Source organism: Alteromonas sp. KUL150, from assembly GCF_009811475.1.
GTDB classification, from domain to species: domain Bacteria; phylum Pseudomonadota; class Gammaproteobacteria; order Enterobacterales; family Alteromonadaceae; genus Alteromonas; species Alteromonas gracilis.
Genome location: NZ_BLIJ01000033.1, coordinates 15,040 through 28,294, shown reverse-complemented (window position 1 = coordinate 28,294; position 13,255 = coordinate 15,040). Strand labels below are relative to the sequence as shown.

At 44.9% G+C, this 13,255-nt stretch carries 12 protein-coding genes; 4 read left to right on the top strand and 8 right to left on the bottom strand.

Going from position 1 to position 13,255, the window contains the following annotated elements:
• Nucleotides 1-68 precede the first annotated feature (68 nt).
• From acpS to djlA, 8 genes are all read right to left on the bottom strand, one after another.
• Complete coding sequence (acpS, locus tag GVO62_RS07255; RefSeq protein ID WP_159118389.1) at nt 69-449, bottom strand: holo-ACP synthase; 381 nt, start codon at nt 447-449, stop codon at nt 69-71.
• Between the two features lie 17 nt (nt 450-466).
• Nucleotides 467-1,204 carry a pyridoxine 5'-phosphate synthase gene (pdxJ, locus tag GVO62_RS07250; protein WP_159118388.1) on the bottom strand — a complete coding sequence of 246 codons (738 nt, stop codon included), beginning with the start codon at nt 1,202-1,204 and terminating at the stop codon, nt 467-469.
• 199 nt (nt 1,205-1,403) lie between these two features.
• A complete protein-coding gene (gene recO, locus GVO62_RS07245) occupies nt 1,404-2,117 on the bottom strand; it encodes a DNA repair protein RecO (RefSeq protein WP_159118387.1) in 714 nt (237 codons plus the stop codon).
• A 107-nt stretch (nt 2,118-2,224) separates the two neighbouring features.
• Nucleotides 2,225-2,506, bottom strand: a complete 282-nt coding sequence (locus GVO62_RS07240; RefSeq protein WP_159118386.1) for a hypothetical protein — start codon at nt 2,504-2,506, stop codon at nt 2,225-2,227.
• A 43-nt stretch (nt 2,507-2,549) separates the two neighbouring features.
• Entirely contained in the window at nt 2,550-4,271 is a 1,722-nt protein-coding gene (gene recJ, locus GVO62_RS07235; RefSeq protein ID WP_159118385.1) for a single-stranded-DNA-specific exonuclease RecJ, read from the bottom strand.
• A gap of 215 nt (nt 4,272-4,486) precedes the next feature.
• Nucleotides 4,487-5,209 carry a bifunctional protein-disulfide isomerase/oxidoreductase DsbC gene (dsbC, locus tag GVO62_RS07230; protein ID WP_159118384.1) on the bottom strand — a complete coding sequence of 241 codons (723 nt, stop codon included), beginning with the start codon at nt 5,207-5,209 and terminating at the stop codon, nt 4,487-4,489.
• A 332-nt stretch (nt 5,210-5,541) separates the two neighbouring features.
• Nucleotides 5,542-6,468, bottom strand: coding sequence for a site-specific tyrosine recombinase XerD (xerD, locus tag GVO62_RS07225; protein ID WP_159118383.1), 927 nt, complete (start codon nt 6,466-6,468; stop codon nt 5,542-5,544).
• Entirely contained in the window at nt 6,469-7,332 is an 864-nt protein-coding gene (gene djlA, locus GVO62_RS07220) for a co-chaperone DjlA (protein ID WP_159118382.1), read from the bottom strand. It lies immediately after the preceding gene.
• 499 nt (nt 7,333-7,831) lie between these two features.
• On the opposite strand from djlA, the gene lptD reads away from it, so the two are divergent.
• From lptD to rsmA, 4 genes are read left to right on the top strand one after another with little or no spacing between them, the layout of a single operon-like run.
• On the top strand, nt 7,832-10,084 hold the full coding sequence (gene lptD, locus GVO62_RS07215) for an LPS assembly protein LptD (protein ID WP_159118381.1): 2,253 nt from the start codon (nt 7,832-7,834) through the stop codon (nt 10,082-10,084).
• 29 nt (nt 10,085-10,113) lie between these two features.
• Complete coding sequence (gene surA, locus GVO62_RS07210; RefSeq protein ID WP_268891131.1) at nt 10,114-11,427, top strand: peptidylprolyl isomerase SurA; 1,314 nt, start codon at nt 10,114-10,116, stop codon at nt 11,425-11,427.
• Between the two features lie 13 nt (nt 11,428-11,440).
• Entirely contained in the window at nt 11,441-12,427 is a 987-nt protein-coding gene (gene pdxA / locus GVO62_RS07205; RefSeq protein WP_159118379.1) for a 4-hydroxythreonine-4-phosphate dehydrogenase PdxA, read from the top strand.
• Entirely contained in the window at nt 12,424-13,251 is an 828-nt protein-coding gene (gene rsmA, locus GVO62_RS07200) for a 16S rRNA (adenine(1518)-N(6)/adenine(1519)-N(6))-dimethyltransferase RsmA (protein ID WP_120960816.1), read from the top strand. The genes pdxA and rsmA overlap by 4 nt, the downstream gene beginning before the upstream one ends.
• Nucleotides 13,252-13,255 lie beyond the last annotated feature (4 nt).

The window sequence follows — 13,255 nt, the reverse complement described above, 5'->3', positions numbered from 1 at the left end:
AAAAAATATTAATAAGAAAAGTAAGCACTGTTGGCTAACGTGTTGCTTCCCTCAAAGGAAGCCCATGGTTACGCTGTCTCTAGTATAACGGTGGCAACGGCGTAATGCTGCTCATCTGAGATACTAATTACACTTCGTGTTATGCCTCGCGCTTCACATATTGATGCAAATTCACCAGAAAAATGTAATTCTGGCGCACCTAGGTCGTTATTGCGCACTTCAATATGTTGCCAGCTGACACCATTGCCAATACCAGTGCCTAGCGCTTTAACCGCCGCTTCTTTTGCAGCAAAGCGTTTGGCTAAAAAGCGCACCGGCGTGCTGTGCTCACTGAACTGCTGCAGTTCAGCAGCCGTAAGCACACGCTTGGCCAAGCGTTCATTGACACCATCGCCTTTTCCAAGGCGTGCAATTTCTACTATATCCGTACCCAATCCAGCGATAGCCACTGTTTGTTTTACCTTTATTAAATACCTGCTCGAGCTTCAAGCATGAGTTTACGCATATCGGCAACGGCAGTGTGAAGGCCATCAAACGCCGCGCGCGCAATAATGGCGTGACCAATGTTTAGCTCGATTAGCTGAGGAATAGCCGCGATAGGTTTAACATTATGATAGTGCAAGCCATGACCCGCATTCACTTTCAGCCCTAAACTGTCGGCGTACTCAATTCCCTCTACTAAACGAGCGAGTTCTTTGTGCTGCTCTTCTTCGCTGATGGCTTCTGCGTATTGCCCTGTATGAATTTCGATATAAGGCGCTTTACATGCTGCTGCCGCGTCAATTTGCGCTTTATCTGCATCAATAAATAACGACACCAGAATGTTTGCATTAGCGAGTCTTTCACAGGCGGCTTTGATATTGTGAAAATTGCCCGCTACATCAAGGCCACCTTCAGTGGTTAATTCTTCTCGCTTTTCAGGTACTAAGCAGCAAAAAACGGGTTTCACTTCCTCTGCAATAGCAAGCATTTCATCGGTGACTGCCATTTCTAAATTCAGTCGCGTATTGATGGTCTGCGCCAAAATACGTACGTCGCGGTCTTTTATATGGCGGCGATCTTCACGTAAATGAACCGTTATGCCATCTGCGCCCGCACGCTCAGCTATATCAGCAGCGTGCACTGGATCTGGATAATGTGTACCACGCGCATTGCGAAGCGTTGCGATATGGTCGATGTTAACGCCTAATAAAATCGTGCTCATTTCACCACCTAGCGTAAAAGAACGAAGAAGCACTCTTCGTATCTATCAAGTTGATTTAACGGCGTAATACGCCTTTGTAAGGTTTGAAGATTGTAACAAAGTTTTTGATTTTAGGTGCTGTTTACGCGCTTGAGTTAAGAGAAAATAATTTTTACTAAGATGAACAAGCCGTTATCTTGTCCACCCTTTACGCGAATGCTCAACGGGGCTTTGACATAAAGAGTTCCCGACTTTTCAGCGGCTTGTCACCAATAAGTGGTTTAAGTAAATCGCGGCAAAGTACTTTTGCCACCTTTTTACTAAGGGGGGTAAATTCGCCCTGCGACAAACTGAGTAAGGCTTGGCCAGGTAACCCCCGCATTCCTCTTGCGCCTGCCACATCCTCTGGCAATCTAATAAATCCAGCATCCATCTGAAAATGGTAGCTTCCGCTTTCCACTATCGGCATCTCGTATTCCACGTCCGTAGTGAAATCGGGCAACAAACCCATTTCATCAAGCAATGCAAACTCAAACTGCCTCAAGGTAACTTCTATATCGTTTTCATCACGCAGTGATAACAGTGCATTTTCATACGCATTGTGCACGCCATCGCTGGCGAGACCTGCAGGCATTATGCGGTTAGTTAATTCATTGACATACATGGCACAAAATAAGGCGGTACCCGCAAGATTGATGGAGGGAGAAACACTTTCAACGTGCCGCAAGTTTTTCAGCTCTGATTTACCACTAAGCTGCAAAAGAAGGTGTTGAAAAGGTTGGAGCAGACTTTTTTTATCTGACTTACTGTTTTTTACGCCTTTCGCAACCGCACTTATCCGTCCTTCTTCCAACGTGAAAAAATCAACAATATAGCTGGTTTCCCTGTAGGGGCGTCTATGTAACACATAGGCATTTAACCATTCATTATTCATTGTTTCTCACTGTGTTTTATCGGCATACGATGTTGCTACCCGTAGCAGCGATCCCGTTTCAATTTTTATTCATTAGACGGCAATGGAGCATTCTACGAGCCACGCGCCTAACTGCGTTTGATTCGAACCACTTTCATAGTTTCAAATTCAATACCGGCCACATCTTCAACATGTCGATAGTAAGTCACATTAACCCGAGCACCTTTCAAGCTCTGGTACTGCTGCTTACGTCGGTAGATAAAGGGCACATCGATGCCTTCCAGCATAATGGTGTGGCGGATCCAATCACTGTCTTTCTCTTCACGCTGCACATGCGACATCACTTTAACAGTGTCGGTTTGATTTAGCTGACGATGCTTTTCAACCAATTTCTGTCTTTCGCTTTTCACCCTTTTGTACCCTTTGATTTTCCCTGAAGCCACGTCCACTATGCTATATCGCTTCTATTTGCTCCACAATAAGTTGCACCGTTTCTTGCCCTCTAAATACATTGATATCGAGTCGATAAGCAATTCGAATACGCTTGATCATAGCATTTGGCCATGAGTTGATATCAACATTAAATGCTATAGCGTCGACCTCGTTGATACCGTCAGACTTTAGCACCATTTTAAGATGTTTTTGCCCCACTAAACGCTGATCGAGAAGGGTAAATTCACCATCAAATAGTGGAGACTCGAAGCCTTGTCCAAATGGGCCAGCTTGTCGCAGCAGGTGTGCAAAAGGCAGACAGAGTTCTTCTGATGATAAATCACCGTCCGAGAGCAGCGCGTGACTACCGTCGAGTTTTTCCATATGCCTAGCCGCGATTTCAATAAACCCCTTCTCAAAGTCTTGCAACTTTTCAACAGGCAAGCTTAGGCCTGCTGCCATGGCGTGCCCACCAAACTTTTCAATAACACCCGGATAGCGGGTATTCACTTCATCAAGCACATCACGAATGTGTACGCCCGGAATAGAGCGTGCGGAGCCCTTAATGATTGCGTCGTCTTGATGGGCAAAAGCGATAACGGGTTTAAGATACTTTTCTTTTAAACGCCCTGCGACTATCCCAATAACGCCCTGATGGAAGTCTTCACGATAAACCACCAGTGCACTTGGCATATCCCCCTCATCTAGCGCCATTTGCTCAAGCACAGCTTCAGCTTGCGCTTTCATACCGGTTTCAATTTCACGGCGCTCTTTATTAAGCGCGTCAAGTTCAGCCGCTATCATTCGCGCTTGAATCACTTCTTCTTCTAACAGGCAGGCAATGCCTTGCGACATGTCATCGAGGCGTCCTGCCGCATTGAGCCTAGGCCCAACAACAAAGCCTAAGTCAGTTGACGTCAAATGAGCGCAATCGCGATTGGCCACTTCCACCAGCGCCTTAATACCTGGCCGGCATTTGCCAGCCCGAATGCGCTGAAGCCCCTGGTGAACCAAAATTCGATTATTCTTATCCAGTACCACCACGTCTGCCACAGTACCGACGGCAACGATATCAAGCAGTGAAGCTAAATTTGGCGGCGCGATGCCTACCTTTTCAAAATACCCTCGCTGCTGCAACTCAGCCTTTAGCGCAAGCATAATATAAAAGGCAACGCCGACACCTGCTAAGTTTTTAGAGGGAAACGTACAACCGGGTTGGTTAGGATTTACTATCGCGTCAGCTGGCGGTAAGACTTCACCAGGTAAATGGTGGTCGGTAACAACAACCTGCATTCCTAGTGCTTTAGCATGGGTTACACCATCAATACAGGATATGCCGTTATCCACCGTAACAATTACCTCTGCCCCTTGTTTAGCAGCTTCGTCTACGATGGGCACGCTAAGTCCGTATCCAAAATCGAATCGATTAGGCACTAGGAAATCGACATTGTGATAGCCCATGGCGCGAAGCGCCAAAATGCACACTGAGGTACTGGTGGCACCATCGGCATCAAAATCGCCAACAATAATTATGCGCTTATTTTGTTCTATCGCATCAGCGAGGATTTGCGCTGCTTCTGGCATCCCTTTCAGGGCGTTGAAGTGGGTCAATCCTTTGAGACCGTTTTCCAAATCATCCATATTCGCAACATTGCGGCCACGATAAATTCTGTCGATAACTGGGTGTAAGTCTGAGCTTAGCGAGGTGCCCGAAACCTCGCGGCGAACAATAGGCAAAATCATGAGATACCACTAACCAATATTGTCGTTACAATTGATGATGTACAGTGTCGACATACTCTTTACAGTAACAACCTACTCTTTCAGTATCGCAATGTCTCACTGTACAAAAATGTGATGAAAAACTTTTTGGAAAAGAATTTAAGAGATAATACCCCAGAAAAAGAAAAAACGCACAAGTGCGTTTTTTCTATAATCTTTTGGAGTTCTACAAAGCGTTATTCTGTCGCTTCTAGCGCCTTTGTCAACAAAGCAGCAGGCTGATATCCAGGTATCAGTGAACCGTCAGGCAAGATAATATTTGGGGTGCCATTTACCCCTAACTTTTGCCCCAGCATATACTGTTCCGCTACCTTATTTTTGCAGCTTGCGCTGGCTACATCGCTACCCGCTTTTGCTCTAGTAAGTGCTTTTTGAGGGTCTTTGGCACACCATACTGACACCATATCTTCGTAATTCTGACTATTTAGGCCCGAACGAGGAAATGCAAGGTAATGAACAGTGATGCCAGCATCATTCAACGCATCAATTTCGTTGTGGAATTTACGGCAGTAGCCACAGGTAATGTCGGTGAAAACACTGATTTCGTGCTTTTCATCTTTCGCTTTAAACGTTATTGAAGACGACTCCATTTTTTTTACGCCGTCTTTACGCAGACCAGAAAGCGCAATTTCTGTCTCGTTGCGCATTTCTTCGTCGATATTAAATACACGGGCCTGCAGTAAGTATTGACCATTTTCACTAACGTAAAACAAGCCGCGGTTTGTAGATACCTGCACCAAACCTGACACTGGAGAGTCTGCAATCGTTTCCACGTCTAAACCTAACATCGACGTTAACTTGTCACGAATAGCGGCTTCATCAGCGGCGTGTGCGCTAAGCCCGAGTAATGAACTTGCTGCGACAACGCCAGCTAACAATATTTTCTGTACTACTTTCACTAAACATTTCTCCATTGTGCCTTTTGGGCAACTGCGCTGGTGCTCTCATTAACCATAAAGCAACCGCTTACAATCTAACGTTACTTCTCATCAGACCGTATTAGTTACCCAAAAATTGCATTTCACATGCTAACTTTCAGGGAATATTCACGCCAAAAAGATGGCCGAGAGCTCTTATTCTAATTAATGCTCACATTACGATCACAACAACTTTCACTCGACTAGAATATCCTACCATACACAATTCAACTTAATACACGCTGAATATGAACCTTATCTTATGCAGTACACCACTTATAGTATTTGTGATTTAAAGTTCAGTTCTTTTAACACTAGCCTCTTGGGTGATGACTGTGAATAAGCGTTTGAAGTCGCTCTGTTGCCACATGGGTATAAATTTGAGTAGTAGAGAGGTCACTGTGTCCTAACAGCATTTGCACAACACGCAAATCAGCGCCGTGATTAAGCAAATGTGTTGCGAAGGCATGCCTTAGGGTGTGTGGTGACAAATGCTGTTCAATTCCGGCTTTCACAGCATAATATTTAATACGGTGCCAAAACGTCTGACGAGTCATTTTCTGGCCCCGTTTGCTAAGGAACACAAAGTCAGAGGGCTTAGTTGCCAGGATGGGACGCGCCGTTTTGATATAGGTAAGCAGCCATTCAATTGCTTCTTCCCCTAATGGAACTAAACGCTCTTTGTTACCTTTACCTACTACTCGCACTACACCTTGTTGAATACTTATCTGATCCATCGTCAACCCGATAAGTTCACTCACTCGAAGACCGGTAGCGTAGAGCACTTCGAGCATGCTTTTATCTCTACATTCAATAGGGTCGTCCGTAAGCGGTGAATTAAGCAAGTCTTCTACCTGCTGTTCGCTTAAAGATGAGGGCAACGCTTTGGGTGTTTTAGGGTTAGATAGCGCTGAAACTGGGCTATCAACGCGAACTTGCTTGCTAATAAGATAAACGAAAAACGCTCGAATTGCGCTCAGCGCTCTTTGAGTACTGCGTGTCGATAATCCTTTATCGTGGCGAAATGCTAAATAGTCCTGAAGCTGCTCGGTAGTTAACACTGCGATATCTTTAACGCCTACGTTATTGCTGAAAATAGCAAGCTTGGTAAGGTCTGTGCGATAGCTTTGCTGCGTATGTTCTGACAACCCTTTTTCAAGCCACAGCATTTCGATAAATCCATCGATATGCGCTTGGCTGGCCGCCGGCACATAGGTTAGCTCGCGTTCAGTTCTCGCCATTTAAAAGCCACGCTTTTGTTTGATTAATTCATAGGCTGACTGAATATCTTGTGCTTTTTTCTTAGCAATTTCCATGGCCTGCTCTGGCAACCCTTTAGAGACAAGCTTATCCGGGTGATGTTCAGCCATGCGTTTTCTGTAAGCACGTTTAATGGTTTTCTCATCGTCGGAAGACGACACGCCTAATATTTTATAAGCGTCATCAATACTTTGCTGTTCTGAATATGCAGATTGATGCCCGGCAGAGTGTTGACGTTGCCCCGCTCCCGAGTGACCACGCTGACCGCCTCGTTGTCTAAAGCGAATTTCCGCCTCGTACATAGAAATTAAGTAGTCTAAATCCCGGCGTCTAAAGCCTAACGGTTTCGCTACTTTCTCAAGTACATGATATTCCTCTTGAGAGAGTTGACCGTCGGCAAATGCAGCTTGGATAAGTATTTCCAGAAATACTTGGAGTATATCTCTTCTTCCATGACTTGCTTCATAGAACCCTTTTAAGGTGTCGACCAAAGGAAAATCCCGTGCTTTTCCTTCTCTAAACGCATCTTGTGCTTCACGTCGAGCATCACCTGTTAGGCGCATTTCATCCATTAGTGATGTAGCGATCTGGATTTCACGGTCTGTTACTTTACCGTCTGACTTGGCTAAATGCCCTAATGCACTAAACAAGCTATGAAAGAAAATAGCCTGTTGCTTTAGGTTATCCTGATCGGTAAAAAAACGGCCAAATCCACCTAACTGATTGAAATCTTGACGGTAGGCTTTATCGAAAAAATGACCAACTAATAGGCCTAAAATTGCCCCAGGTATTTTAAGAAACATAAAGCCGAATAAGGCGCCGAGGATTTTTCCCCAAATTGACATCGCGTCATACTCCATTAGTGCACGAATCAAAAAGGTAATGCTTTCTTTGCCTGCGCACGCCGTGCACAGCGTGACATGTCCTGCATCATATCAAATACATAAGCTAGTTAACTAGCGCTTGTAGCGCTTTGCTTGACGTTTTTCCCTAGTATCTGTCCCAACAGTACTAATGCGCTATTTATTGGGCAACCACGATTCTCTCTTCTGGTCTTGAAGGCTTAAAATCAAGCATTGAGCAGATAATCGCCTTACTCGTTGCGATGATAAACCTATAAAAGTGCATTTTTTTACCTGAATGGTTGGTAATTGCGCCAGAAGTGCTTAGAATTGAGCCCCTAAATAAAAAGTAATCGCAAGTGATAAACTGATTCACCTCAAGCTTTGGTTGGAACTGGTACTATCACTGGTTTTTTAAACGTTATGTCGAACTAACCAAGACGCACACCGTCTCACTTGGGTTTAAAAGCAACATACAACAAAACAGGCCACCCATTAACGCATGAAAAACACCTGCGCCATGCTTGTTTCCGCGACTCTTTTGCCTACGGTCGCGTTTGCACAGGAAACGACAACTTTAGACTCTATCTCCCTAACAGATGCAGCTCCATTGGCGTTTTGTTCGGTGGAACCTGTTACTTTTAGCAGCCAGGCACTAATGCCTAAAGGCCACGTAAAAGTGGAAGCAAACCGCACTGAAATTATCCAAGATACCGTAGCCCTGTTTTCAGGCAATGTCGATATTACCTCGGATACCGCAATAATCAGTGCATCACAGGCCCAAATCAATGGCGGTGGTCGCGACCTTATTGCGAAAGGTGATGTGACCTACCAAGATGCGCAGTTAAAAGTAGAAAGCGATGCTGTAACTCTTCGTTCAGAAGAAGAGCGTCTAGAAATGCAAAACACCCGATATCAACTTACCGGTTTTGTCGGCCAAGGCGCTGCCAAAGATATAGTACTCGATACCGCCTCAGGTATTGTGCTTAAAGACGTAAGCTTTACTACCTGCCCTGAAGGTGAAGAAGACTGGTCGATACGGGCCAGTGAAATAAGTTTGGAAAAAGGGACAGTATGGGGGCAAGCCAAACATACTCGGTTTTATATTGCCGACGTGCCGGTGTTCTACTTACCCTATTTTGCTTTTCCAGTAAGCAATGAAAGACAAACAGGTCTGCTGTTTCCTGAACTAACCAGCTCGAGCAGAACTGGGGTCGATTACACTCAACCTTTTTATTGGAATATTGCGCCTAATTACGACATGACGATATCGCCGCGAGTGATGTCACTTCGCGGCCTGCAGCTTAATACTGAGTTTCGTTATTTAACTGAGCGCAGTGAAGGTAAAGCCTACGTAGAATACTTACCAAGCGATTCGGATATTGAAGGTAACCCTGACCGTTATTTTTATCGGTTAGAACACCAAGGCCTGATTGCTGATAATTGGTTGCTCAACATAGACTTTAACGGGTTGAGTGATAATAACTACCTTGTAGATTTAGGCTCTGACTATTACAGCCGTGCAGATACTCACCTTTATCGCAGCGTTGGGTTAAGTTACTACTCAGAAAATTTATCTGTAAATATGCAGATAAAAGATTTCGAGGTACTTGGTGACACCGCAGATAGCTACCGCGCCGTACCTGAAATAAAGGTGAATTACAGCAAATCTTTAGGCGACTATTTTGAATTTAACTTGGATTCAGAAGTCGCGCATTTTGACAATACGCTAGATACAGCGCCAACCGCCACCCGTTTTCACATTGCGCCAACACTGGCGATGCCGCTACGCGCCGCATGGGGTGAACTTGTCGCTGAAACTACGGTATTTCAAACGGTTTATCAGCAAGATAACGTTGAGGGCACTAACTTAAAAGAGGACGTGGAGCGCACTCTTGGTCAAGCGCGTCTTTACGGCGCATTGTATTTTGAGCGAGATACATCATGGTTTAGTGACGACATGTCCATGACACTAGAGCCGAAAGTACAGTACCTCTACACCTCTTATGAAGACCAAACTGCCATCGGATTTTACGATTCCACGCCTCTTCTTACCGACGTGGAAGGGCTATTTAGGGGCCAGGAATTTACTGGACTTGATCGCATTAGTGACAACAATCAGATAACCCTTGGCGCTACCACACGCATGCTTGATAAAAACAATCGGGAACAATTTGTTCTTAGTGTGGGTCAGATATTCTACCTTGAAGATAACAAAGTCGTTGCGGCAACTAAAAATCAAGATCGTTCTGCACTTGCGGCCGAAATTGACTGGCGCTTTAACAACAATTGGTTCTTCCATTCTGATGTGCAGGTAACCACTGATACTGATAAAGTTGATTTGAGTAGCGTAGGTATTGAATACCGCAAAGATGACGCGCGCTTTATTCAATTAAGTCATCGCTATGTTCGCGATCTCAGCGGCGAGACGATAGATCAAATCGGTATTTCTGCAAGCTGGCCTATTTCTGAAAACTGGCAATGGGTTGGCCGTACGTATCGAGATTTAGAGCGCAACAGAAGTGTAGAAACTTATGCAGGTATACAATATGAATCTTGCTGCTGGGCAGTGCGCCTTGTTGCACAGCGCAGCTTAAATAACCGTTATAATGACGTTGGCCAGCAAACAACCGACGACTTTGATTCTGGTATATCGCTGCAGTTTATCTTTAAAGGTATTGGTTCGTCGGGAACCCGAAGAAGCATGCTACAAGACGGTATGTTTGGCTATCGTCAGCCTTATAGTTTAAATTAACCCGCAGTTGAGCGTTTTTAATCGCTTAAATGCAATTAACCAATAATAAAAGAGTGTGTATGAAGTTCATTATCCGTGCATTGATGTTAGGTGCCCTACTCTCGTTTAACAGTGTTGCGCAAGAAGTTATGCTCGACCGTGTTGCTGTCATTGTTGACCAAGGCGTGGTACTTGAAAGCGAAATTGATGCCCTTGTACAAGAAGTAAAGCGCAACGCAGAAGCGAATAATCAACAGCTGCCTTCAGACAGAGCGCTGCGCACACAGGCTATTGAGCGTTTGATCACCAAAAACCTACAGCTTCAAATGGCTGAACGTATGGGTATACGCATCAGCGACCCACAGTTAGAACAGACCATTAGCAATATTGCGTCTAACCAAAATGCAACCGTTGAACAACTTCGTGCTCAATTGGCAGCTGAGGGTATCGCCTACGATGATTACCGCGAAGATATTCGTGAAGAAATTATCATGGGTGAAGTTCGCCGTGCTAACGTGCGCCGTCGTGTTTACATTACGCCACAAGAAATTGATACGCTGATTGACTTAATTGAGCAACAGGGCGCGACCCAGGCAGAATACCGTTTAGGCCACATTCTTATTGGTTTTCCGCCGGAACCAACGGATGAAGATATTCAAGCTGCTCGTGAGCGTGCAGATAAAGTCATTTCACTCTTAGAGTCAGGTTCTGATTTTGCTAAAATCGCCATTGCATCATCGTCAGGCAATGAGGCACTAGAAGGCGGTGATATGGGCTGGCTGAACATTAATGCTATGCCTACACTGTTTGCTGAAGCTGTTCAAGACAAGGATAAAGATGCGCTTGTTGGGCCTATTCGAAGTGGTGCTGGTTTTCACATTTTGAAAGTGTTAGACACACGCGGAATTGAAAAAGTCACTGTTGAAGAAGTAAATTCTCGTCACATTCTTGTGAAGCCGTCTATCATTCTTAGTGAAGAGAAGGCCAAAGCAATGCTCTCTCGCTTCAAAGAAGAAGTGAAAAGCGGTGAATCAGAATTTGCTGATTTAGCGAAAGAATATTCAGAAGATCCGGGATCGGCCCTTCGTGGTGGCGAGCTTGGCTGGTCAGACCCGAGCAATTATGTTCCTGAATTCAAAGACGCATTATCTCAACTTGAGCCGGGTGAATTCAGTGAACCAGTTCGCACCGTTCATGGCTGGCACCTAATTCAGCTTATCGAGCGTCGCATGGATGACGCAACAGATAAGCGTAAAGAAGACAAAGCATACCAGCTTATCTTCAACCGTAAATTTGCAGAGGAAACCGAGAACTGGTTACGTGAGATGCGCGATGCAGCTTACGTCGAAGTTGTCGAGTCGTAACAATAAGTTATTCATGACTACACCAATAAAAATAGCAATAACCCCGGGAGAGCCGGCAGGTATCGGGCCAGATTTGATAATTAAACTGGCCCAAGAAGCATGGCAAGCGCAGCTTGTCGTATTCGCCGATGGCGAGATGCTTAAAGCACGAGCAAGCGCCTTAGGTCTTCCCCTCACACTTATCGATTACGATGCCAATAACCCGCAGATTCAAGCTGCGGGTTCACTGTTTATAAAACAAATTGATACGTCGGTCGAAGTTTTACCGGGCACCCTTGATAGCGAAAACGGTTTATACGTGGTAGAAACTCTGCGTCAAGCGTGTCAGGCAAATATGGAAGGCGATTTTGATGCGGTTGTTACAGGCCCTGTTCACAAAGGTATTATTAACAAAGCGGGCGTATCGTTTAGTGGCCATACCGAATTTTTTGCGTATCAATCAAATACCATAGACGTTGTGATGCTACTTGCCACTGAAGGGCTAAACGTTGCGCTTGCTACAACCCATATTCCGTTAGAATATGTAGCAAAAGCAATAACTCGAGACCGTCTGTACAAAGTTATTCATATCATCAATACCGATTTAAAACTTAAATTTGGTATTAAAGAGCCCCACATATATGTATGCGGTTTGAACCCGCATGCCGGAGAAGATGGGCATATTGGCACTGAAGAAATTCATACAATTATTCCTGCGCTCGATGAGCTTAGGGAAGAAGGGCTAAAGATAACTGGACCTTTACCGGCCGATACCATCTTTCAACCTAAATACTTAGAACATGCTGACGTAGTGCTTGCTATGTATCATGACCAGGGCCTTCCCGTGTTAAAATACAAAGGTTTTGGGGCATCTGTGAACATTACCTTAGGATTACCCTTTATTCGCACTTCGGTCGATCACGGTACTGCGCTAGATTTAGCGGGTACGGGAGAAGCCGACGCCGGCAGTTTTAGAAAAGCATTGGAAAAAGCCATTGAGCTTGCATATCACCAACAATGAGTAAAACACATTTAGGCCATACGGCCAGAAAGCGATTTGGACAAAATTTCTTACATGATGAATATGTTATAGGAAAAATTGTCGCCGCAATCGCGCCTAAAAACGAACAAAACTTGGTAGAGATTGGACCTGGTTTAGGTGCGTTGACAGACCCCGTTTGTGAAGAAGTAGACGCACTAACGGTTATAGAATTAGACCGCGACTTAGCAAAGCGCTTACGCCATCATCCGTTCAATGGTGATAAACTCACCGTTATTGAACAAGACGCGATGACCATGGATTTTGGCTCACTGGCCAAAGAGATGCCGGTAAAAGACAAAAAGCTTCGCGTGTTTGGTAACTTGCCTTACAACATCTCAACGCCGTTGATGTTCCACCTTTTCGACCATGCTCACTGCATTGAAGACATGCACTTCATGCTACAAAAAGAAGTGGTTAATCGTTTGGCTGCAGGGCCTGGGTCGAAAAATTACGGCAGGCTTTCCGTCATGGCACAATATTATTGCCATGTTATCCCGGTACTGAATGTGCCGCCTGGTGCGTTTAAGCCACCACCAAAAGTCGATTCTGCGGTAGTGAAGCTTGTGCCACACCAGGCACCGCCTGTTGACGTTGAGTCTGTGAATACACTCGAACGTGTTTGTGCTCAAGCCTTTAATCAGCGCCGTAAAACCATACGCAACTCACTTAAAGATTGTTTAAGTGAAGATGAAATTCGTGAACTGGGTCTCGACCCTACTTGTCGCGCTGAAGTTTTATCACTCAACGATTTTGCCACACTGGCTAATGCAGTAACGGCAAAAGAGAGTCAACAAGAGCAATAGCCAT

Bases quoted from the DNA above. Each gene is read 5' to 3' on its own strand.
- pdxJ (WP_159118388.1), bottom strand. From the start codon at position 1,204: ATGAGCACGATTTTATTAGGCGTTAACATCGACCATATCGCAACGCTT.
- recO (WP_159118387.1), bottom strand. From the start codon at position 2,117: ATGAATAATGAATGGTTAAATGCCTATGTGTTACATAGACGCCCCTAC.
- recJ (WP_159118385.1), bottom strand. From the start codon at position 4,271: ATGATTTTGCCTATTGTTCGCCGCGAGGTTTCGGGCACCTCGCTAAGC.
- xerD (WP_159118383.1), bottom strand. From the start codon at position 6,468: ATGGCGAGAACTGAACGCGAGCTAACCTATGTGCCGGCGGCCAGCCAA.
- djlA (WP_159118382.1), bottom strand. From the start codon at position 7,332: ATGTCAATTTGGGGAAAAATCCTCGGCGCCTTATTCGGCTTTATGTTT.
- lptD (WP_159118381.1), top strand. From the start codon at position 7,832: ATGAAAAACACCTGCGCCATGCTTGTTTCCGCGACTCTTTTGCCTACG.
- surA (WP_268891131.1), top strand. From the start codon at position 10,114: ATGCAATTAACCAATAATAAAAGAGTGTGTATGAAGTTCATTATCCGT.
- pdxA (WP_159118379.1), top strand. From the start codon at position 11,441: ATGACTACACCAATAAAAATAGCAATAACCCCGGGAGAGCCGGCAGGT.
- rsmA (WP_120960816.1), top strand. From the start codon at position 12,424: ATGAGTAAAACACATTTAGGCCATACGGCCAGAAAGCGATTTGGACAA.